General features: G+C 67.3%; 23 protein-coding genes and 1 pseudogene. 18 read left to right on the top strand and 6 right to left on the bottom strand.

What is annotated here, in order from left to right; all coding sequences use genetic code 11:
* Both ACIHAR_RS38970 and ACIHAR_RS38965 read right to left on the bottom strand, forming a co-directional pair.
* A partial coding sequence (locus ACIHAR_RS38970) for a transposase (protein ID WP_400023984.1) occupies positions 1 to 176 on the bottom strand: 176 nt, incomplete at its 3' end.
* 26 nt (positions 177 to 202) lie between these two features.
* On the bottom strand, positions 203 to 538 hold the full coding sequence (locus ACIHAR_RS38965; protein WP_400023977.1) for a hypothetical protein: 336 nt from the start codon (positions 536 to 538) through the stop codon (positions 203 to 205).
* Between ACIHAR_RS38965 and ACIHAR_RS38960 the strand changes: the two genes are divergently transcribed.
* From ACIHAR_RS38960 to ACIHAR_RS38935, 6 genes and pseudogenes are all read left to right on the top strand, one after another.
* Entirely contained in the window at positions 521 to 1,756 is a 1,236-nt protein-coding gene (locus ACIHAR_RS38960) for an RHS repeat domain-containing protein (protein ID WP_400023976.1), read from the top strand. The genes ACIHAR_RS38965 and ACIHAR_RS38960 overlap by 18 nt on opposite strands.
* 122 nt (positions 1,757 to 1,878) lie before the next feature.
* Positions 1,879 to 2,124 carry a hypothetical protein gene (locus ACIHAR_RS38955; RefSeq protein WP_400023975.1) on the top strand — a complete coding sequence of 82 codons (246 nt, stop codon included), beginning with the start codon at positions 1,879 to 1,881 and terminating at the stop codon, positions 2,122 to 2,124.
* Between the two features lie 232 nt (positions 2,125 to 2,356).
* Positions 2,357 to 3,600: pseudogene (locus ACIHAR_RS38950) on the top strand (IS3 family transposase).
* Between the two features lie 204 nt (positions 3,601 to 3,804).
* Positions 3,805 to 4,863 carry a ParA family protein gene (locus ACIHAR_RS38945; protein ID WP_400023982.1) on the top strand — a complete coding sequence of 353 codons (1,059 nt, stop codon included), beginning with the start codon at positions 3,805 to 3,807 and terminating at the stop codon, positions 4,861 to 4,863.
* Entirely contained in the window at positions 4,860 to 5,843 is a 984-nt protein-coding gene (locus tag ACIHAR_RS38940; protein ID WP_400023974.1) for a ParB/RepB/Spo0J family partition protein, read from the top strand. The genes ACIHAR_RS38945 and ACIHAR_RS38940 overlap by 4 nt, the downstream gene beginning before the upstream one ends.
* Before the next feature lie 393 nt (positions 5,844 to 6,236).
* Complete coding sequence (locus ACIHAR_RS38935; protein ID WP_400023973.1) at positions 6,237 to 7,397, top strand: hypothetical protein; 1,161 nt, start codon at positions 6,237 to 6,239, stop codon at positions 7,395 to 7,397.
* A gap of 43 nt (positions 7,398 to 7,440) precedes the next feature.
* On the opposite strand, the gene ACIHAR_RS38930 is transcribed toward ACIHAR_RS38935, so the two are convergent.
* On the bottom strand, positions 7,441 to 7,641 hold the full coding sequence (locus ACIHAR_RS38930) for a hypothetical protein (RefSeq protein WP_400023971.1): 201 nt from the start codon (positions 7,639 to 7,641) through the stop codon (positions 7,441 to 7,443).
* A gap of 159 nt (positions 7,642 to 7,800) precedes the next feature.
* Between ACIHAR_RS38930 and mobF the strand changes: the two genes are divergently transcribed.
* From mobF to ACIHAR_RS38915, 3 genes are all read left to right on the top strand, one after another.
* Positions 7,801 to 9,648 (top strand): MobF family relaxase, encoded by a 1,848-nt coding sequence (gene mobF, locus ACIHAR_RS38925; RefSeq protein WP_400023970.1) that lies wholly within the window; start codon positions 7,801 to 7,803, stop codon positions 9,646 to 9,648.
* A complete protein-coding gene (locus ACIHAR_RS38920; protein ID WP_400023969.1) occupies positions 9,617 to 9,964 on the top strand; it encodes a hypothetical protein in 348 nt (115 codons plus the stop codon). Before mobF ends, ACIHAR_RS38920 begins: the two co-directional genes overlap by 32 nt.
* Positions 9,965 to 10,123: 159 nt before the next feature.
* Positions 10,124 to 10,396: a hypothetical protein gene (locus ACIHAR_RS38915; RefSeq protein WP_400023968.1), complete on the top strand. Its 273-nt coding sequence runs from the start codon at positions 10,124 to 10,126 to the stop codon at positions 10,394 to 10,396.
* 314 nt (positions 10,397 to 10,710) lie between these two features.
* Here the strand turns inward: ACIHAR_RS38915 and ACIHAR_RS38910 are convergent, their stop codons facing one another.
* Positions 10,711 to 10,872 (bottom strand): hypothetical protein, encoded by a 162-nt coding sequence (locus tag ACIHAR_RS38910; RefSeq protein WP_400023986.1) that lies wholly within the window; start codon positions 10,870 to 10,872, stop codon positions 10,711 to 10,713.
* Between the two features lie 66 nt (positions 10,873 to 10,938).
* On the opposite strand from ACIHAR_RS38910, the gene ACIHAR_RS38905 reads away from it, so the two are divergent.
* Together ACIHAR_RS38905 and ACIHAR_RS38900 are read left to right on the top strand one after the other, a co-directional pair.
* Positions 10,939 to 11,157: a LexA family protein gene (locus ACIHAR_RS38905; protein ID WP_400023966.1), complete on the top strand. Its 219-nt coding sequence runs from the start codon at positions 10,939 to 10,941 to the stop codon at positions 11,155 to 11,157.
* Positions 11,154 to 11,354 carry a hypothetical protein gene (locus ACIHAR_RS38900; protein ID WP_400023964.1) on the top strand — a complete coding sequence of 67 codons (201 nt, stop codon included), beginning with the start codon at positions 11,154 to 11,156 and terminating at the stop codon, positions 11,352 to 11,354. The genes ACIHAR_RS38905 and ACIHAR_RS38900 overlap by 4 nt, the downstream gene beginning before the upstream one ends.
* A 224-nt stretch (positions 11,355 to 11,578) precedes the next feature.
* Here the strand turns inward: ACIHAR_RS38900 and ACIHAR_RS38895 are convergent, their stop codons facing one another.
* Positions 11,579 to 12,073 carry a MarR family winged helix-turn-helix transcriptional regulator gene (locus ACIHAR_RS38895; protein ID WP_400023963.1) on the bottom strand — a complete coding sequence of 165 codons (495 nt, stop codon included), beginning with the start codon at positions 12,071 to 12,073 and terminating at the stop codon, positions 11,579 to 11,581.
* A 233-nt stretch (positions 12,074 to 12,306) separates the two neighbouring features.
* Between ACIHAR_RS38895 and ACIHAR_RS38890 the strand changes: the two genes are divergently transcribed.
* The 3 genes from ACIHAR_RS38890 (at position 12,307) to ACIHAR_RS38880 (ending at position 16,087) form a co-directional block, all read left to right on the top strand.
* Positions 12,307 to 13,845, top strand: coding sequence for an MFS transporter (locus tag ACIHAR_RS38890; protein ID WP_400023961.1), 1,539 nt, complete (start codon positions 12,307 to 12,309; stop codon positions 13,843 to 13,845).
* Between the two features lie 182 nt (positions 13,846 to 14,027).
* Positions 14,028 to 14,711, top strand: coding sequence for an alpha/beta hydrolase (locus tag ACIHAR_RS38885; RefSeq protein ID WP_400023960.1), 684 nt, complete (start codon positions 14,028 to 14,030; stop codon positions 14,709 to 14,711).
* Positions 14,712 to 14,872: 161 nt separating this feature from the next.
* Positions 14,873 to 16,087 carry a PP2C family protein-serine/threonine phosphatase gene (locus ACIHAR_RS38880; RefSeq protein ID WP_400023981.1) on the top strand — a complete coding sequence of 405 codons (1,215 nt, stop codon included), beginning with the start codon at positions 14,873 to 14,875 and terminating at the stop codon, positions 16,085 to 16,087.
* A gap of 215 nt (positions 16,088 to 16,302) precedes the next feature.
* Here ACIHAR_RS38880 and ACIHAR_RS38875 read toward each other — a convergent pair whose 3' ends face one another.
* Complete coding sequence (locus ACIHAR_RS38875) at positions 16,303 to 16,683, bottom strand: ATP-binding protein (RefSeq protein WP_400023958.1); 381 nt, start codon at positions 16,681 to 16,683, stop codon at positions 16,303 to 16,305.
* Between the two features lie 660 nt (positions 16,684 to 17,343).
* Between ACIHAR_RS38875 and ACIHAR_RS38870 the strand changes: the two genes are divergently transcribed.
* The 4 genes from ACIHAR_RS38870 to ACIHAR_RS38855 form a co-directional block, all read left to right on the top strand.
* The gene (locus tag ACIHAR_RS38870) at positions 17,344 to 18,078 is read left to right on the top strand and encodes an SDR family NAD(P)-dependent oxidoreductase (RefSeq protein ID WP_400023957.1); all 735 of its coding nucleotides are present in this window, start codon (positions 17,344 to 17,346) and stop codon (positions 18,076 to 18,078) included.
* A gap of 252 nt (positions 18,079 to 18,330) precedes the next feature.
* On the top strand, positions 18,331 to 19,527 hold the full coding sequence (locus ACIHAR_RS38865; RefSeq protein ID WP_400023955.1) for a carboxymuconolactone decarboxylase family protein: 1,197 nt from the start codon (positions 18,331 to 18,333) through the stop codon (positions 19,525 to 19,527).
* Positions 19,528 to 19,872: 345 nt separating this feature from the next.
* Positions 19,873 to 20,238 carry a DUF427 domain-containing protein gene (locus ACIHAR_RS38860; RefSeq protein WP_400023954.1) on the top strand — a complete coding sequence of 122 codons (366 nt, stop codon included), beginning with the start codon at positions 19,873 to 19,875 and terminating at the stop codon, positions 20,236 to 20,238.
* A gap of 162 nt (positions 20,239 to 20,400) precedes the next feature.
* Positions 20,401 to 20,576: transposase (locus ACIHAR_RS38855; RefSeq protein WP_400023979.1), on the top strand; the 176-nt coding region annotated here is incomplete at its 3' end.

Genomic DNA, 20,576 nt, shown 5'->3' with positions numbered 1-20,576 from the left:
AGCTGCCGCCACGTGCAGCCGGAGGTGGCCACGAAAATGATCGCCGCGAGGCATTCGCGGTCCCCAGCCCGCCGTCGCCCGCCGCCCTGCGGGCGTATGACCTCCGCCGGCGGGACCACCCGCCGGAACAGCATCCACAAATCGTCGGGCACCAACCGCTCGATCAAATCCGTCATGCACGGTTCAACGAGCGATCACACCATCAGAAACGGCGTCTAAGACGTACACCTACGACGAGCAGGGCAACACCACCAAGCGCTACGGCCCGACCGGCACCGCACAGAACCTCACCTGGGACATCGAAGGGGAACTGGTCCGCCTCACCGAAGGCACCAAGACCACCGACTACCTCTACGACGCCAACGGCGACCTCCTGATCCGCCGCGGCCCCGACAAGACCGTCCTCTACCTGGCCGGCCAGGAGCTCCACTACGACACCGCGGCCAACACGTTCAGCGCCCAGCGCTACTACCCGGCCGGCGACGCCACCGCCATCCGCACCGAAACCAGCCTTTCCTGGATGGTCGACGACCACCACGGCACCGCCTCCATGACGGTGGATGCCACCACCCAGGCCATCACCCGGCGCTACACCAAGCCCTTCGGCGAAGCCCGCGGCGCGACACCACCGGCCTGGCCCGACGACAAGGGCTTCCTCGGCAAACCCGCCGACGCCGACACCGGACTCACCCACATCGGCGTCCGCGAGTACGACCCGGCCACCGGACGCTTCCTGTCCGTCGACCCCATCCTCGCCCCCGAAGACCACGAGTCCCTCAACGGCTACGCCTACGCCAACAACACCCCCGTCACCAAGTCCGACCCCACCGGCCTGCGGCCGATCACGAACTGCGAGCACGGGTGCAGCGACGGCAAGGGCGGCACCTACCGGGACCACCTTTCTCCCAACGGCAACGGCGGATGGACCTACCACTCCACGCAGATCTACACCCAGGCGTTCCAATACCAGAAGGCGGGCGGCGGTACCGGAAGCGGCACCATGACCGTCACCATCCGGACAGACGGGGGCCACAAGTCGGCGCAGGTGGTGTTCAAGAAGGGTCCTGACCCGAAGCCTCAGCGAAAAGACGGATCGCAGTGCCGAGCCTGCTGGGCCATGGGAACGAACCCCTACTACAACCCGAAAGCCGACGACCTGCCAGACCGACCGAAGCTCGCAACCTGGCAGAAAGTGGTGCTGGGTGTCGTCGTGGTCGTGGCGACGGCCGTGGCCGTCGCCCCAGTGGCCGTCGCCCTGGGTGAGGGTTGCCTCGCCACAGCCCCGGTCTGCGCCGCTGAACTCGCTGAAATGGCGACCGGCGGTGCATCCGGCGGAAGCGCGGTAGTGGGTAGTGGGGCTGCTGCGGCTGGCGTCAAGGCGCTCGCGACAGGCAAATACGGGGCTGCGACAAACGCCGCTAACGGGGCCCGGCTTGCAGAACAGCTAGCGTACGAAGTCGATGTAGCTGCAGCGTCCGCAATGTTCACCAAGGATGGTGCCCTCACCGCGGAAACCATCGCGCGTTCCATGAAGATTCAAGAGGGCTCCAAGATGGGAAACAAGCACCTGAAGGCATATTTTGAGGCGCACGGCGGTGTCGACCAGTGGGGTAAGTATGCGACTCCACGAATGAACACCCCGGGAGGCGAGGGAACCAGGGCAACTTTCGACATTCATTTCTACAAAAACGAAGTGAGCGGAGAGGTCTACTACTATGACTACAAGGTAAAGTTGGGCGGAGGGGAGCGAAAGTGAGAGTTCGTTACCTGGGCGCGCCAGACACGCCTCCCAACCCTGTTGATGGCAGATACCACTTCACTCCAGGGCAGGAATACGTAGTACTCGAACTGCATGTACGGAGTGACGGTTCTTCTTCCTTGAGAATCGAGCACTCGCCAGGCGACCTCGCTGGCCTGTACAGCGGCAAGTACTTCGAGCAGGTGTCTGACACCATCCCTTCCCAATGGAGTGTGGAGATCTATCAGCGAGGCGGGCTGAGCATGGGGCCGAAGGAATGGATCGCAGGAGATTTCTGGGAGCGCATGATGGAGCGTGACCCGGAAACGGAGGCTGCATTTGAGGTGACACGCAACGCGATCGTGGCCGAGGATCCGGTCGCCTGAGTGAAGGCCCCGGGGCACGTGTAAGGGCGGATTCCAGGGGTCGTCGCAACAAGTGGTTGTGTTGATCAGGCCGCGAGCAGTTCAGGCAGACGCTCGGCTGGGGTTTCCCAGCCGAGCGTTTTGCGTGGGCGCCCGTTCAGCTCGGCAGCGACGGCGTCCAAGGGTTCGCGGGTAACGCTCGGATGAGCCGCTCCGGTTTGATGGAGGCTCGATTCCCTGAGAGGATCGAGTCATGGCCCGTCCGTCCCCTTACCCTGCTGAGCTTCGTGAGCGTGCGGTGCGCATGGTCACGGAGGTCCGCCCCAACTACCCAACTGAGTGGGCCGCAATGAAGGCGGTCGCCGCAAAGCTGGGCATCGGTTCCGCCGAGTCGGTGCGGACGTGGGTTCGCAAGGCCGAGGTCGACACCGGCAGCGTCCCGGGGTGACTTCGGAGGAGGCCGCGGAGATCAAGCGGCTGCGGGCCGAGAACGCTGAGTTGCGCCGGGCCAACGAGATCCTCAAGGCGGCCTCGGCTTTCTTCGCGGCCGAGCTCGACCGGCCGTCGAAGCGCTCGTAGCGTTCATCGACGCCCACCGGCAGGTGTTCGGGGTCGAGCCGATCTGCGCAGTCCTGACCAGCCAGGGACTGAAGATCGCGACGAGCACCTACTACGCCGCCAAGAACCGCACTCCCAGTGCACGGTCGGTCCGCGACGCGGAGCTGAAGACGCAGATCAGCTGCGTCCACGCCGACAACTTCGGCGTCTACGGAGTGCGAAAGGTCTGGCGGCAGCTGCACCGCGAGGGCATACCCGTGGCCCGCTGCACGGTCGCCCGACTGATGCGTGACCTCGGTCTTGAGGGTGCCCGACGCGGGAAGAAGATCCGCACCACCATCCGCGACGACGGCCGTGAGCGGGCCTCTGACCTGCTCGGACGCGACTTCACCGCATCCCGTCCGAACGAGCGGTGGGTCGCCGACTTCACCTATGTCGCGACGTGGTCCGGCATCGTCTACGTCGCCTTCGTCGTGGACGTGTTCTCCCGAGCGATCGTCGGCTGGTCGGCCGCCACCAGCAAGCGGTCCAAGCTCGTCCTCGACGCCCTCCACATGGCCCTGTGGCGCCGCGACCGGGCCGGCATCCCCGCAGGTCCCGGGCTCGTTCATCACTCGGACGCGGGCAGCCAATACACGTCTTTCGCCTTCACCGCCCACCTGCTCGAGGCTGGCATCGACGCCTCGATCGGCACCGTCGGCGACGCCCTGGACAATGCGCTCATGGAGTCCCAGATCGGCCTTTACAAAACGGAGCTGATCAAGCCCCGCAGGCCCTGGCACGGCCTGGCCAACGTGGAACTCGGCACTGCGGAAATGGGTCGACTGGTTCAACAACCAGCGCCTCCACACCCCCATCGGAGACATCCCGCCCCACCAACACGAGACGAACCACTACGCTCAACGCCAGCCCCAACCGGCGGCTGGAGTCAACGCATAGAGCCTCCATCGAACCTGGAGCGGTTCACGGAGGGGGGCTGTTGGTGTGCGGGGTGGTTGTTGGCCTGGGGTGTTGTGGGTTTGTTGAGAGGTCGGGTGGGCGGTTTGAGTGGGGTGGGCCGGGTGTGTGAGCTGGGGTTATGTGTTCTGTATGGAGTGTGTCTGGGTGTGGTGTAGGTAGTTCTGGGGTGTAATGGTCTGTTTGGTGTTTTTGCTGGTCTGGGCTGTTTTGCCTGGTCGGTGGGTGGGGTTAGCGGTTGCGGGTGGGGCGCAAGGTCTCTACGACGATTTCAAGCGGGACTGTGCCACCCGCGGCGTCTCCTACATCCAGGGGCTTGCCCAGTCCGTGGCGCTGTGGCTCGAGCAGAATCCCGCAGACGAAGAGGCTCCACCCACACGGCGCATCATCGTCTGCAACCAGAAGGGCGGCGTAGGGAAGACCGCCGTCACCGCTGGCCTCGCGCAGGCCCTGGCGGAAGATCCCCACGTGCTGCCGGGTAAAACAGAGGACACCGCCTCTCTCGCTCAAGCCGCCGCAAGGTCGGGTCTCCGTGTCCTCATGGTCGACTACGACCCCCAAGGACACCTCTCCCACCAGTTGGGTCTGAAGGCCATCCCTGCCGGTAGCGAGAGCCTCATCACTCACATGAACAGGGAGCAGACCCGCACCCCGCTCATCGACCTCACCGTCGACATAGAGGAGACGCGCTTCGGAGACCGGCTGCGCATCCTCCCCGCGGCGTTCGATGCCTTCCTGCTCGACTCCGGCCTCACCATGTTCCGCGGGCCCCGGCACGCTGCCCTTGAGCGAGCGCTATCCCCACTGGAAGAGCACTTCGACGTCATCGTCATCGACTCCCCGCCCAGCCTGGGCTTGGCCATGGATGCCGCCATCTACTACGGCCGTCGCCGCGATGGAGAGAAGCCCGGCTCGTCTGGCCTGGTGATCCCCGTCGAAGCCGAAGACACGTCCGCGCAGGCGTACGGCATGCTCATCAACCAGGTCCACTCCCTCGCCACCGACTACGACATCGACGTGGACCAACTCGGCCTCGTAGTCAACAAATACGACTCACGACGCGGGTACATCGCTACCTCTTCCCTCGAGAAATGGAAAAGCTTGGGGACACCGCCCGTCCTTGCGGTCATCGGCGACTTGAAAGAGCAGCGTGAAGCCGTCCGGCTCCAGAGAGCACTCCTCGCCTACTCCCCCGAATCCGACCAAGCCCACCACATGCGTGAGATCGCTCGGAGGCTGACATGAGCAAAGCCGATGCCCTCGGCGGCTCCGCCACGTTCGACGCTGTTGCCCAACCCATGAGTAGCCGCGCCGCGAGCTTTGCTGCCTTTGCCGGACAGACCACGGAGGCCCCGGCCGCAGCCGCCACCCACACTTCACTCCGGGTTGCTGTCGACCGGCTGGCACCGAACCCCTACAACCCCCGCGCCACCCTCGCGGCCATAGAGGAGATGGCGGACAGCCTCACCAGCAAGGGCATCATCCAACCCCTCACCATCGTCACACGCGAAGCATTCCTGGCAGCGCACCCCGACCACGCACAGGACCTCGCGTCAGCCGAGTACGTCGTCGTCGACGGCAACCGTCGCCTCGCCGGTGCCAAGCTCGCCGGTCTTGACGAGGTTCCCGTCCACGTCGACGACGCGCTCGCCTCCGACGCCGACACCTTGCTGGAGACGGCACTCATCGCGGCTGTCCAGCACGAAGACCTGGAACCGCTCGACGAGGCCAAAGCACTTGAACGGCTCGTCCAAGTCCATGGCTCGCAGCGCGCTGTAGCCCGGGCTTTGGGCAAGTCCAGCGGGTGGGTCACCCAGCGCCTCGCTCTCCTGAAGCTCACTCCTGAGCTCAAGCAGGCCCTGGAAGACAAAGAACTGCCGGTCAAGATCGCCCGCAGCGTTGGGCAGCTGCCCGAACAGCAGCAGCAAAGCGCCGCGGAAGAAGCGCTTGCACAGCGGGCCCAGCAGAAGAGGGAGTCCAGCCGGAAGCCGAAGGGTGCTTACCCGGTAAGCACCGAGCTGACCAGAGGGGCTGTAGTCGGGACACCCGGTCACAGCCCCTCCTGCGTTGGCCGACGCCTTTCGGTATCACCCTCGCCGCGTGGTGGTGTGCCCCGGTCACGAGCCGACTTCCGTACCTCGGTCAACAAGCGCGGCACCGGATGCCTCGGCGGGAACAGGCGATCAGGGAGACAACCACCGCAGGGACGGCCCGAATCGCCATAATGTGGTGCGGGCCGGCTACCGAGATCCATAGCGTTCTGGGGTGGCAGCAGCGATTACATACTCAAGCTCGTCCGGACGGCACTGGACTCCTTCGATGAGGAGCCTTTGGAGGTATCGGTCCGCCGTGCGGTGCGGATCGCGAACCTGATGGGCGACACCAAGTACGCGGTGCGGATCGCGCTGGACCTCGAACCTACGGGCGAGGACCGCGTGACGAACGGTGAGACCTCGCGCATGCTCACGGCCGACCCCTCAACCTGGGGGTCAATGACGGGGCCCGCAGAGCAGGCCCTTGTGGGATGGCAGCTTTGCCAAGACAGGACGGCTTACAGGCTCGCACCCAAGAGTCGAAACTCGTTGTGCCGGTGAGCCAGGCTGGTCCACCTTGAGGGCATGACTGGTGAGAAGTTCAACGTCTCGGCGCCGTGGAGCTGGAACGCCCGCCACTTCGTGGACCGAGGTTGTCCTCGGACCGGTGGATCCGAGTTCCTGCTCCACTCTGACAGCAGCGCAACCGGCGGGCTTGAGGCGGCATGCCCTCCGTACGTGCTGACCAACTGCCTCGGACAGCCTGAGAACGGGCGCTTGGCCCCGGTCATTGCGATCTACCTCGATGACCACAGTCCCGACTTCGATGTACAGCCGATGGACAAGACGGACACCGAAGGCTGGTTGAGCCTCTCTCTCGACGATGAGATCGCCTGTCTCATCTCCGTCGTAGCAGGAGTGCGCCTGCGTGCGGGAGGACACGTCCGGCGCTTTACGGCAGAGCCGACCGACCGGGGTACTCCTGCGTTCTACGCACATCGCGTGCCTGACTGGACAGCAGCCGCACGCTCCATCTACCCCACCCCGCAGCAGTTTCGTCTCGAGCCGTTGGCCGACTGGATGAACCGATACCTCGCTCTGAGCAGAGAGGACGCCGTAACGCTTGTCCGTGCGGCCCGCCAGTTCAGAGACGCCCTGTGGATAGCCGATACGGACCCAGAAATGGCCTGGCTGCTCTTGGTCTCAGCGGTGGAAGTCATCGCCGGCCGGGAGGCGCTCAGGGACCTAGCCCCTGCTGAACGGCTTCGGCAAGAGATGCCGGCCCTGGCGGAGCAACTGTTCGAAGCTGGAGGCGATGCGCACCTGGAGGCCGTAGCAGAGCAGCTCGTTCCCATTGTGAAGGCCACCGCGAGGTTCATGTCCTGCATGAACAAGTACCGACCTGACCCCCCGGAGACCCGGCCAGAAGAGTATGCGCAGGTTGACTGGGAGTGGACCCGGCTGAAGAAGGCCATCAACCTGGTCTACAGGTTCCGATCGGAGAGACTCCACGCAGGCATTCCCTTCCCACAACCGATGTGCTACCCACCTATGACGAGCGGGGCCGCCCCTGACGAACGGCCTTCAGGGCTTGCTGCTGCGGCAGGAAACGCCTCCTGGATGGCCCGAGACCTGCCCATGCACTTGCATACCTTTGGAAACATCGTCAGAGGGTGTCTTCTGAACTGGTGGCGATCCCTGCCAGCCGCAGCACTTGAAGCGCCAGGTCTGGACGCTTCCGGGTGACGCGCTAGCCGTTCGGCTTGCCCGCAGCATTCGCACGGCGTCGTCAGGCGTCGTCCCCGGGCAGCAGCGGCATCGCCTCCTTCCATCGGATGGGCTGAAGCTGGCGGCAGCCGACAGGGCACCAGCGGTCCTTGATGACCTCTCGTTGCGGGAAGGAGAACTGGGCGCTGAGGACCAGGTACGCCAACTCCGTGGTGACCGTGTGGCAGAGGGCGCAGGGGATTCCGTCTCTGGTGATTTCCATGCGCGGGAGAGTGCACACACCGGAGGCTTACCGTCTCGGGCTGGCCTGGCGGTCCGCCTGGCGGGCGCTCCGGTAAAGATCTGGCGATGCCCTCCCGCCCAGCGGGAAGGACCCCGGATCGCGCTTTTGCGCAGGTCAGCGCTGGGGCTTCATGGGCCGATGATCAGCATGTCGCCAGTCCGCCCGGGGAACGGGTGGCGCTACCTCTTCCGTGGTGTGATGGTCGGCGACGGCCACCGCCGGGCGGGCACGCCGCTGCGCGTCGCCCAGGACGAAGCCGGTGTCCCGCCCGGTGTGTGGAAGGGCCAGGGCCTGGCCGCGCTCGGCCTGGCGGCTGGGGACGTGGTGACCGAGCGGCAGGCCGAGCTGCTCCTGGGGGAGGGCCGGCACCCGGACGCCGACCGGATCGAGCGCGAGCTCCTGGCGCAGGGCAAGACTCCGGCGCAGGCGAGGCGGGCGACCGTGCTGGGCAGGCCCATCGAGCACAACCGCTCACCGAAGACCGACAAGGCCAAGGAGCGCACCCCCTGGCTGGCCTTCGACCTGACGTTCCGGCCCCCGCCGACGGCACACGTCGCATGGGCACTGATGGACGACCGGCACCGCCGGGTGCTGGAGCTGTGCGACGCCATCGCCCGCGACAAGACCCTGGCGTGGACGGAGGAGTCGGTCGCGGAGATCCGCTGGAAGGCCGGCGGCAAGGAGCGCGCCCGGGTCAAGGACGGGCTGGTCATCGCGGTCTTCAGGCACTACGAGTCCAGAGCCACGGAATCGAGGCCGCTGCTTCACACTCACGCGGTCGTGTCGATCCGCGCCCGGCGGCCGCACGACGGGAAGTGGGGCAACCTGTCGGCGGACTCGCTGATGACCCACATAGTCGCCGCCGACACCCTCTACACCCTCTACTTCATGGAGGAGGTGACGGCCCGGCTCGGGTGGGCGTGGGAGCCGCGCGAGGTGACGCCCGGCCGCCGGCCGGTCATGGAGATCGCGGGTATCGACCAGCGGCTTATCGGCTGGCAGTCGACCCGCCGTCAGCAGATCGAGGACGCGCTGCCCGTCCTGACGGCCAAGTATGAGGAGAAGCACGGGCATGCGCCGGGGGAGCGGGCCGCCTACGCGCTGGCCTGTCAGGCCGCCGACCAGACCCGCCCGCCCAAGCGCACCGAGCTGCGGTCGCTGACCGAGCTGCGGACGCGCTGGCGCACCTCAGCGATCCGGGCGTTCGGCGCCTGCACCGTCTACCGGCTTGCGGCGCGGGCGCGAGCGGCGGCCGCGGCGGCGTGGGCGCGGGTGCGGCCGGTGGTCGACATCGCCCTGGCCGCCGTGGACACCGTCGCCGTGGTCTATGTGATGCGCGGCGCGTTCGCACGCCACCACCTGCTCGCCGAAGCCCGCCGCCACCTCGCCTACGTCCTGCGCGGCCGGCCTCACCACCCCGGCCTGGACGAACGGATTGTGCGGGCCGCCGTCGACGACTACACCCGCCCCGTCGGGCGTGGCCGGAGGATGACCGCCGACCTGCGCGCCCTGTACCCGAGCGACACCGAGGACCAGGCCGTGCTGCGCCCGCTGACCCGCAGTCGCACGGCGGCCCCGTACGAGCGGGCCCGCATCGCCGCCGGCGCCCTGGCCGCCCGGGTCCGCGCCGCGCGGCGAGCGGAGCGCTTGGGCTCCCGTCCCCGTCCGTACGCCGTCGCGGTGCCCGCCGCCTCGAGGTCGCACCCGTGGCCGTTCCGTGACGGCCGGAAGGATGGCCGCCTCCTGGAGCCGGAGACCGGAGTCGACGTCGACGCGGTGGAGCAGACCCGCCAAACCCTTGAAGTCGCCGCCGCGCAGGTGGCCGCCACGCTCCAGAACAGCCGGCGGGCACGCGAAGCCGCCTACGGCCTGCGTCGGCAGCCTGCCCCGGCGGCGGTCCCGCCGCCGCACGCCCAGCAGCCCGGCACCCAGCACACACCACAGAAGGAGTCGCGTGAGTACCCCGGAAGAACAACCCAGCCTTGACGAAGCCCTCGCCCGCGCCCACGCCGCCCGAGAGAAGATGGCCGCCGCGCTCGACGAGGACCAGGAGCCCGAACCTGATGAGCCATTGGGGTGGCAGCCGATCTGGAAACGGCCCCGGAAACCGAAGTCGAAGGCGGCGAAGAAGGCGGAGCTGCGCAAGCAGCGGAAGCGACTCCAGGACGCCGGACGTCGCCGCCTTGCCGCCGGGCAGTCGCGCCGGCCCCGGTCCCAGCAGAACCGGATCGGCAACGCGGCCGCGCGCCGCGACGCGCGTGCTTTGTCCCGAGTGCGGCACTCCACCGCGTGGCTGTGGTGACGATGCGATGCACTCGACCTGCTGCGGACGGCCATTGCAACCTCCGCGCCCCCGGACTGCATTCTGTTCCGCCGCGCCGGGCGGATCCCTCAGTGGATCCCCTCGGGCCCGTCGCTGCCAGCGGCAGCATTGTCAGTGGCGGCTGGAAGGTTGGACGGTATGAACAGCGACGACGAGCAGTTGCTGTGCGGCCGGGTCTACGGCGCCGACCCCGACCACCCGGGACCGCTGGCGGGCCGGAGCTACGTCGAACTGGTCGGCGGTCCGCTGGACGGGCTGCTGCTGGACATCACCGGCTGGACGCAGGATGAGATCGGTACCAGTGTTTCCCTGCTGACGGACCTCGGGCAGTTCGGGCCGGGCGGCCGGGCGCTGTACGACCCTCGTCCGGGCGACCGCAGCCGTTTCGACTGGTCCGGCGACAGCCCCTGACCCGGTGGGCAGGCCGTCCAGGCCTGCCGAAGGGAGCGATGCCGCCGGAGGAGAGGCCGGGGTGCGGGTGGGAAGGCCGCGGCGTGGAGCGCGCGAGCGGTGCAGCCCGCATCGGTTCCAGTCCCTTCTTCTCTTGTGACGAGTCGCCGGCGCATCCCGCGGCGGGTCCGTCCCGTCCGGATTGGTGGGCCGGGTTGTTACTCACTTTCGGGTGAGTGCGCTCGTCACGGTGGGGTGGCGCAGCCCGGCGATACGTCGCTTGAAGCCGGTAGTTCCAAGGGCCCGGCATCCGAGGCCTCACCGGTCTGCCCGATTCAACCGATCAGTCGCTCTCCCCGGCGCCGCTCCGCCTCCCGCCGCTCCTCCTCGGCGATCCAGCGGTCGATGAGCCCCAGCTGCCGGACAGCCTGCTGCTCGACGACGCGCCGGGCGAAACGCAACGCGTCCAGACGCGAGAGCGGCTGCTCACCACCCACCTGCTCCTCCCGGCCTACCGTGTCTTCGTTTGCCCCTCAGATTCGCACAAACGCTCTAATTGAAGTATGCATCGCGTCGACTACCTCACCGAGACCCAGGAGCGCATCCTGCGCTGTATCCGCCGGCACATCGCCGACCACGGCGAGGCGCCGACGATGCAGCAGATCGGCGCGGCTGTCGGCGTGCGCACCCGGGCCTCTGTGCACTACCAGCTCGGCGAACTGGAGGCGAAACACGCGATCGTCCGCGAGCCGGGGCGGTCGCGAGGGATCCGCCTCGCATGACCGGCGCCGGCCGCTACCACCTGCTGCTCGAATCCGGCGGCCGGCCGGTGCAACACGGCTGGTGGCACCGTGAGGAGGTCGCGCGGGAAAGGTTCCGCCGCTGGATCGGCGAGTACGGCAGCATGCCGGACGCCCGCGTCACCCTCACCGACGACGAGACCGCCGAAGTGCTGGCCACCTGGCCCGACGACCGGTAGCTATTCGGCCAGCGGGTCCTCTTGCGTGTGCCGCACGGCCTTCTTCACGGCCCGCTCCGGTGCGTCTGCAAGAGGGAGGGCGTAGCGGGATGCTGCTCTGCGGCGTGGGTGCCAGCTGCGGTTGAGGGGGAAGGCTGACCTGTCCGAGTGTCGGGTCGTGGTTACCCCCTTTGGGGCGAGGGGGTTTGGGGCCTGCTGTGGTTTGGTTGGCGTGGGGGTGCTGGCTATTGCTCGGCCTTGGCTTCGACCTGGGGTGCCAGGTCGGCGACGCGGTCCAGCAGTGCGACCAGTTGGGCGTAGTCCGTTTCGGACATGTCTTCGCGTAGTCCGTGTTCGATGCGTTCGGAGAAGCTCTTTGCCGCGGCGGCCCTCTTTTCGCCTGCAGGGGTGAGGGAGACCAGCATGACCCGGCCGTGATCGGGGGATGCGTGACGCTCGACCAGCCCTTTGGCTTCCAGGTTCTTGACGATGCCGGTCATGGTCTGGGAGGTGACCAGTGCCTCGCGGGACAGTTGCGTGCATGACTTCGCGGCGCCTCCGGTCAGGTATCCGAGGACCTTGCATTGCGCCTCGGTGAGGTCGAGGTCCCGCACGCCGTGTGCTTTGCGTGCCACGATCGCCTGCTCGGCCCTCTTCAGGTGGAAGCTGAGCATGCTGCCCGGGACGGTCGGCGCGGACTGGGCGTCGGCCGGCACGTGACTGCTCTTCTTCGTGGTCATCGTTGGCCTGCCTCTCGGTGACTGCACTAAAGCATAACGCTACATGGTTGTAGGGCCCTTATCGGTTGCAGGGCGGCAGGACCGGTCCCTCCTTCCCTGCCAGGCAGTGCCGGGCTGGCATCTATGACCAGCCGCACACCCTCAGCGGCGCCGCGGTGCACACGAAGGCCGTAACTCACCTCACAGCGACGAAGAGGGGTAAGGCTTCTTCCATGATGTAGGGTCCTTCAATTATGAGTGAAGCAACATCAAAGCAGGCTGCTCATAAGAAGCAGCTTCCGTCGTGGGTAACTCTCCTGCTCGTCTCACTTGCCGTCTTCAACATCCCGGTCGCTCTGACGGGGGCGGGTGTGGCCCTGCCCGGCGTCGCCGAGGCATTCCACCCGAGCACCCAGCTCCTGCAGTGGGTGGTGGTCGGCTACAACGTGATGTTCGCGTCGCTGATGCTTGCCTTCGGTACTCTCGCTGACCGCGTCGGGCGCAGGCGTGTCTTCCAGTTCGGCATCGCCCTGTTCGGTGCGGCTGCCGCAATCGCCACGGCTGCGCCGTCCATCGTCGTCCTGGACATCGCGCGGGCGGCCGGCGGCATTGGCGCCAGCGCCGCTCTGACCGCGGGGTCGACTCTGGTGGCCGCCCGCTTCCACGGCCCCGCCCGGGTGCGCGCCTTCGCTATCTTCGGCACCGCGCTCGGCGCCGGCCTCGCCTTCGGCCCCTTGATCTCCGGTGTCATGGTCGCTGCCGTCGGCTGGCGTGGTGTGTTCGCCGTCCCGGCCGCCGTGGGACTCCTCGTGGCCGCGGTAACACCGCTGCTCAGTGAATCGCGAAACCCGGCAGCGCAGCGCCTGGACTGGCCGGGCACCATCACCTTCACCGCCGGACTGTTCCTGTTCATCTTCGCGCTCGTCGAAGGGCCGGCGTTCGGCTGGACCTCCGCCCTCGTGCTGGGCTCCCTGGCCGGCTCCGTCGCGCTGATGGCTCTCTTCTACGCCGTGGAAAAGCGCCACACGGCGCCCATGTTCGATCTCTCTTTGCTGCGCCACTCGCGGTTCATGGGCATCAGCGCGACCGCGATGGCCCTGGCCTTCAGCCTGCTGCCGCTGCTGGTGCTCCTGCCCACCTACTTCAGTGCCGTCGAGGGCTACAGCGCCCTGCACTCCGGCGGGATCCTGGTCCTGTTCACCACTCCCATGCTGGTGATGCCGCTGTTCGCGACCCATATGAGCCGTCTGCTGCCGCTGCGTACCCAGCTCGCCGGAGCCATGGCCCTGGTCGCCGGCGGCATGGCCTGGCTGTCGGTGATCGGTCCCGGCGTGGGCGTCGGCGCTCTGGCCGGGCCACTCCTTGTCGCCGGTTTCGGCTACGGGGTCACTCTCGCCGTGCTGGACGGTGCCGCCGTCTCCAGTGTCGAACTGGAGCAGGCGGGCATGGCGGCGGGCATGTTCAACGCCTTCCGTCTGACCGCGGACACCGCGGCCGCGGCCATCGGCGGGTCCTTGCTGATCAGCATCACGGCGGCCCAGCTGGCTGGAAAGGTGCCCGATCCGGCCCTGGTGACCGAAGAGCTCAACGGCGGGGTGCGTACCAGTCTTCCGGCTGCCTCACAGGCCTTCACTACGGCCCTGCACGTCGTGATCTGGCTGGGAGCGGCGCTCGCGCTCGTCACGGTGCCCATCTTGCTGCGCACCCTTAGGCCGCAGCCGCAGTCCGTCCGGCTTGTGGCTTCATCGGTCACCGCATCCGAGGCCGTACCCGAGAACGACCCGGCGTTCTAGACGCCTGTTGCCCACCCGATGCAGCGGATGTGCCCGCTTCCGCCGTCACCGTCACGGCGGGAGCGCATCCCCCTCTTACATCGTCGACCACGGCGTGCCCCTGCCCCTTCGCGGGGGCACGCCGCCCTCCGCTGTCTCCGGATCGTGCCGGACGGCATGAGTGCTTGCCTCATGGAGGAATCATGCTCAGCACCAACAGATACGGCCTCGCCCACGGCACCCTGGCTGTACGGCCGGCCCCACCTCGCTACCCGGCGCTCAGCGCGGGCGTGCACTGGCTGGAAACACCGACCAAGCCAGCCCTGCTCCATGTTCCGGAGCCCTTGCCGTTCCGGCCTCCTGCGCTGCTCGTCGCCCTGCATGGAGCCGCCGGCGTACCCGGTGACATGCTCGCCCTGTTCAAAAAGGCTGCCTACCAGCACGGCGCGCTGCTGCTGGCCCCCAACTCCGACGACATCACCTGGGACGCGGTCGGTCAGGGAGCCTTCGGCGAGGACGCGACCAGCCTGCAGCACGCAATGGCCACTGTCTTCGACCACTTTCCCATCGATGCCGACCGCATCGCCCTGGCCGGATTCTCCGATGGCGCCTCCTACGCACTGGGCCTCGGCCTGGCCAATGGCGACCTCTTCACTCGAGTTCTGGCCTACTCGCCCGGTCTCGTCCCGCGTGTCCACCGAAACGGAAATCCCAGAGTCCTGATCTCACACGGACGTCACGACACCGTCCTGCCCATCACGGGCACCAGCCACCGCATCGTGCCCGAACTGGAAGACGACGGGTACTGCGTCACTTACATCGAACACGCCCGCGGCCACGAAGTCCCCAGCAGCGTGGTGACCGCCTCGTCCGAGCTGCTCGGCTGAGCATTACCGTTCGCGAGCCCGTGAGCGGGGATGCGAGAGGGAGCGCACGAAGGGGCCCTGTGAACAGGCAGGGGAGGGCCCTGCCGCGCTGCCGAAGTCACCGCGCATACTGAGAGGGAAAGCAACGAGCCCGACCGCAACACCCGTGCGTGGGAAGCGCCGTGTCACAACCGTGGATTGATTACGGAGCCATCTTCCAGGCGTCGCCCAGTGCGATGCTGGTGCTCTCCCCCGAATTTCTCATCCTGGATGCGAACGCTGCCTACCAAGAGTTGGTCGGACGCAGCCGGGGCCAGCTCATCGGTCAGTATGTTTTCGACGCATATCCCGACAACCCGCACGACCCCCAGGGTGCCGGAATGCGTCGGCTCGAGGACTCGCTGCTCCGAGTCCGGCAGACCGGCACGCAGGACATTGTGAGCCCGGTCCGCCATGATGTGCAGGATGCGCAATGCCCCGGCGTATTCGTGGAGCGGTACTGGAGCCTGATCAACGCCCCCGTCCTGGACATCGATGCACGTGTGCTGATGATCGTGCACCGTCTCGAGGAGATCACCGGGCTTGTGCAGGCCGACCAATCGGCGGCGGATCACAGGCGGCGGCAGATGGAAACCGAGCTGTATGCCCGATCCCGTGAGCTGCAGAAAGTCAACGAACGCCTCCGTATGGCCAATGCCCGCGAACGACAGGTTGCACTCGCACTGCAGGAAGCGATGCTGCCCGCACTGCAGCCGCTGAGCCACCACGCCGTGGCCGTGCGGTACTACCCGGCAGTCGACGCACTCAATGTCTGCGGTGACTGGTTCGACGTAACGGAACTTTCAGAGAGCACCTACGCCGTTGCGGTCGGCGACGTCGTGGGCCACGGCTTGGAAGCAGCCGGTGTCATGGGGCAGCTGCGCAGTGCCCTGAGCGCCGCCATGCGCGTCGTGGACGGCCCCGCCTCGGCGCTCGATGGCCTGGACCTGTACGCACGCTCTCTAGAGGGCGCCTTGTCCACCACTGCCGTGCAGACGGTCATCGCCTGGCGCGAGCATTGCATCTCATACAGCAGCGCCGGCCATCCACCCCCCGCCCTGGTCCAGCCGGACGGCACCGTCCAGTTTCTGGACCAGGCAACCGATCCGCCACTGGGGGCCACCCCGGAGCACATCCCCCGCCCCCAGGCCACCACCACATACCAGGAAGGCGCATCCCTCGTCCTCTACACCGACGGGCTGATCGAGCGCCGCGGAGAAGACATCGACAGAGGGCTTCAACGTCTCGCCGACCACCTCGCGGTCCACTCCAAGGATGAGGCTGAGGACCTGGCACAAGCGCTGAGCACTCTGAGCATCTCCACCGATGACACAGCCCTGGTTGTGGTCCGCCTCTGACCTGGACCGCACCATGCCCGGTCCCGGCCGACCGCATGCATCCACGGGCGTCCTCGTTGTGATCAGCCGACCGCCGTGGTTGCCCCGCCCAGGACGGTATGCCCGGCTCTCATCCGGCCGCGCTCACGGCCCTCACCCGGCTGAGCTCAGGGGCCTGCGCGGGGCGCGCCACGCAGGGGGCGCTGAAAGCAAGCCGACCAGCACAGGCGCGTTCACTACGTGACTGCGATCTTGAAGTCCACCCATATCGCCTTGCCGTCGGGGGGCTGCAGATCCACGCCCCAACGATCCGAGAGGCCCTCGACCAGGAGAAGGCCCCGCCCGGCCGTCGCCTCTTCGCCCGCGGCCCTTAGCTGTGGCGGGCGGGGATCCTGATCGTGCACTGCAACACGCACAGTGTTGTGGCACATCGAGACCCCCACCAGGAAATCGCCTGTACCGGGCATGGTGTGCAGGCAGGCGTTGGCTGCCAGTTCCCCGGTGCAGAGCAGCACGTCCGGCAGGCGGTCGCCGATCTCCCAACGCTGCAGGGTCTCGGAGACGAATGCACGCGCCTTACGTGCCGCGGTGGCTTCCCGCGCGAAACTCTGCAGCACGCAGGCAGGCGGGGGCGCCGGGGACTGCATCAGGCTGGTGTTGGCGTGCTCAGCCCTCTGCCTGGAGGAAGCCAGCGTCGCAGTGGACGCTGGGCATTCTGTGTTCATCGGTCTCACCTTCCGAATGCCTGCCCGCCTCTCGTGGCCGACCGCGACCATCCCGGCCAGGCACCGGCACCGCAGTGATCGCGATGCTCTGAGGGTGCAGCTCCCGATGGGAGAGGCGGACCGGGCGCCAGACCGGTGCGGTAGCCGGCCCCAGCCGCCCGACGACGGCTCGACCGGGCAGAGGTGTCGTTAAGGACCCTACATCAGTGACGTGAGCTACATCTCGGCGAGGGCTGCGAGGCCCGTGATGCCCCCCGCCCTGCCCGTCGAGCATCTCAGCTCGCGACCGATTAAGGGTCCTCGCTCAATGTAGGCCCAAGTGCTGTAGTAGGGTCCTTCAATGTCTCGGCCGTCGGGGGTCGGCGCCGGCCTTGCGCCGGAGCGCCGAAAGAGGTCGAGGCCGAGGGGAATGCACCGGGCGCGCCGGTCGTTACCGACCAAGGATGCTTCATCATTGAAGGCTCCTGTGAATATCCTTCGACGGTCCTTCGCGCAGGTGAGGACAACAGCTCCCCGGACCGCCGACCACCACCACGCAGAAGGAAAGACACCATGGGAATGTCGGGACTCACAGCGCTCGTCACGGGTGGCACCGCAGGCATCGGTCGCGCTGTGGCCGTGCAGCTTGCGCAGGAAGGTGCCGAAGTGATCGTTCACGGTCGGGACGCCGAGCGCGGCGCCTCGGTGGTGGCCGAGATCGAGGCTGCTGGTGGCACCGCCCGATTCCTCCAGGCCGACCTCGCGGACGCGAAGGACGTCCAGCGCCTGGCCGAGGAAGCCGGCAACGTAGACGTCCTCATCAACAACGCCGGCGTCTACAAGTTCCTACCCACGTCGGAGATGACAGAGGACCTCTTCGACTTGCACATGGACCTCAACACCAAGGCCCCCTACCTGCTGGTCAAGGCACTCGCTCCCGGCATGGCCAAGCGCGGCCGGGGGTCCATCGTCAACATCAGCACCCTCGCCGCGGCCGTCACGACCAAGGGCACCGGCATGTACTCCGCCTCCAAGGCGGCCCTCGAACAGCTCACCCAGATCTGGGCTGCCGAGTACGCCGAGAGTGGCGTCCGGGTCAACACGGTCGCTCCCGGCCCGACCCGCACCCCTGGAACCGATGCCATGGAGGAGGCCACCCTCAAGGCGGTCGCTGATACCACGGCCATGCGCCGCATCGCCGAACCCGAGGAAGTCGCCGAAGCCGTCACCTTCCTCGCATCTCACCGCGCCAGCTACATCACCGGTGCAGTCCTCGAGGTCGCCGGCGGCCGCCCCGCCATCGGCTGACCTCCTTCCCCGCCTGGCCCGGGCGGCGCCACTCCCCCGTACGGGCGCCCGCCCGGGCCAGGCCCCCGCATCGCACCCACAGCAGCAGGTTCCCACCGGGCCGCGAGCACTACCCGCCCCGGTTCTCAGCACCCTGGATCGGCACTACCGCATTCATCCCCGGCCCACTGGCTGAGAGTCCCGGCCTGCACCAGCGTTTCCACCAAGAACACCAACCCGATCGACAGCACTCCATCCAGGAGAAACCGCACCATGACCGAGCAGAACATCGCCCACGCCGCTGCCGAGAACCTGCGGAAGACGTACCAGGCCCTCCTGGACCAGTACGTCACCACTCCCGCCCTGTCACCGGCGGACCGCGAGCTCGCCACCGTCGCCGCCCTGGCCGCGATCGGCAAGAAGGGAGCATCACGGCTCCCCGCACACATCCATGCCGCCCTGGATGCCGGAGCCACTCGGCAGACCATCATCGAGGGACTGGCCACCATGTCGCAGGCGGCCGGCACCCCGACATCCGTGAACGCTATCGCTGTAGCGGCGAAGGTCTTCGCCGAGCGGGACGACAAGGGCCAGGGAACCGAGGCCGAGCGGGTCTGGCTCGAGGGAGACGCACCCGGCGGCACCCCCCAGGAACGCTGGGAGCGCGCGCAGCAGACGATCCAGGAGGTCTATCCGGCAGGCCCGACCGACGAGACCTACACCGCCGTCAACACGCTCGCGCCGCACTTCTGGCGGGACGTGGTGGCAGTCTTCTACAACGATCTCTTCCTACACCCCGGCACCTCCATCAAGTACCGCGAGCTCTTCGTCATGAGTACCTACGCGGCCATCAACACCACGCCCCTGCAGATCGTCTGGCACACCAACGGTGCGCTGAACACCGGCTGGACACGTCAGGAGATCTCGGAGATCTTCACCCACCTCGCCCTGAACATCGGTATCACCAATGCCATGACCGCCCTTCACTACGGCAAGCAGGTCTTCGACCAGCGAGACCACCAGGGCACAGCAAAGCCCCACGAGCCCCGCACCGTCGAGACCGGTCGCGGCACGCCAGACGCCCGGTTCACCGAGGGAGCGGCCACCCTCGCATCACTCAACCCCGAAGAGCTGCCCCATGGCGAGGGCTGGGATCTTGCCGAGGAGATCGCTCCCGGGCTGCACCAACTGGCCGTCGGCCACCTCTACGGAGACCTGCTCGCACGCGGCGGCCTGGACGACAAGACCAAGCACATCGCCCTTGTCTCGGCGATCACTGCGCTGGGCGGCCTCACCGAACAGCTCGCCTTCCACATCGAGGCGGCACTCAACAGCGGAGCGACCCGAAACGACATCGTCGAGGCCATCACCCTGATGTCCGCTGTCGGAGGATTCGTCAGGGCCACTGACGCCATCGAGGCCGCCGGGGAGGTATTCGCCCGCCGCGACGCCGCCGGCTCCAGTAACTGAACCGAACCCGAACCAGCGTCTGCCGCAGACGCGTCTGAGCGGTGGTGGTGGCACTGGCGCCACCACCACGGCGCCGCACGGGCGGCTGCCGGGAGCCGGCGAACCGGAACGCAGACAGCCGCCCGAGCGCCCCGCACAGACCACACGACAGAACCAGCCGGTGGCCACCGGGCTTCCCCACGATCTGGCCGCCCATAGCCACGGCCCACCGGCGCGCCTCGCTCTACTCGGTTTCCCACTCACCCCAAGCAATCGGTCTATCCACGGACGCCTGGCGGAGACGTGCCGCGCGCAAGAGCCGCCTATATCCCGAGAAGCACACGCATCGAGAAGGAAGGAACAGCCGTGACCAGTCCTCAGGAGCACACTGTCCAAGCGGTGTCCGCCACCCAGTACGTCACCGTCGAGATCGACGGACGGGTAGTGGCTGAGACTCGGCACCCGGTCCTCGTGTACGAGACCGGCCTGCCCGTGCGCTACTACATCCCCCCTCAGGACGTCAGCCTGGAGCTGCTCCGGCCCACCGACACCCACACCGTCTGCCCCTACAAGGGGGAAGCCTCCTACTGGTCCTACGGCGAGCACACCGACGTGGCCTGGGCATATCCGGAACCGATCGACTCCATTCCGCAGATCAAGGATCACCTGTCCTTCTACGACACCGTCGCCACCATCACAGCCAGCCAGGGCCCCAGCAACGGACAGAACTGACCGCCCACACACGACGGCCGCAGGGCGCAGCGGCCACGGCGAACAGCCCCCATGCTCCGCTGCGCTGTCCGCGGCAACGCCGCAGGCCTGCGCCGACGCAGGCGGCGAGGAGCCCGGACTAAGACGCCGTTTCTGATGGTGTGATCGCTCGTTGAACCGTGCATGACGGATTTGGTCGAGCGGTTGGTGCCCGACGATTTGTGGATGCTGTTCCGGCGGGTGGTCCCGCCGACGGAGGTCATGCGCCCGCAGGGCGGCGGGCGACGGCGGGCTGGGGACCGCGAATGCCTCGCGGCGATCATTTTCGTGGCCACCTCCGGCTGCACGTGGCGGCAGCT

The organism is Streptomyces sp. NPDC052016 (assembly GCF_044548445.1).
In the GTDB taxonomy this organism is placed as follows: domain Bacteria; phylum Actinomycetota; class Actinomycetes; order Streptomycetales; family Streptomycetaceae; genus Streptomyces.
This window is presented reverse-complemented; position numbering and strand designations above follow the sequence as displayed.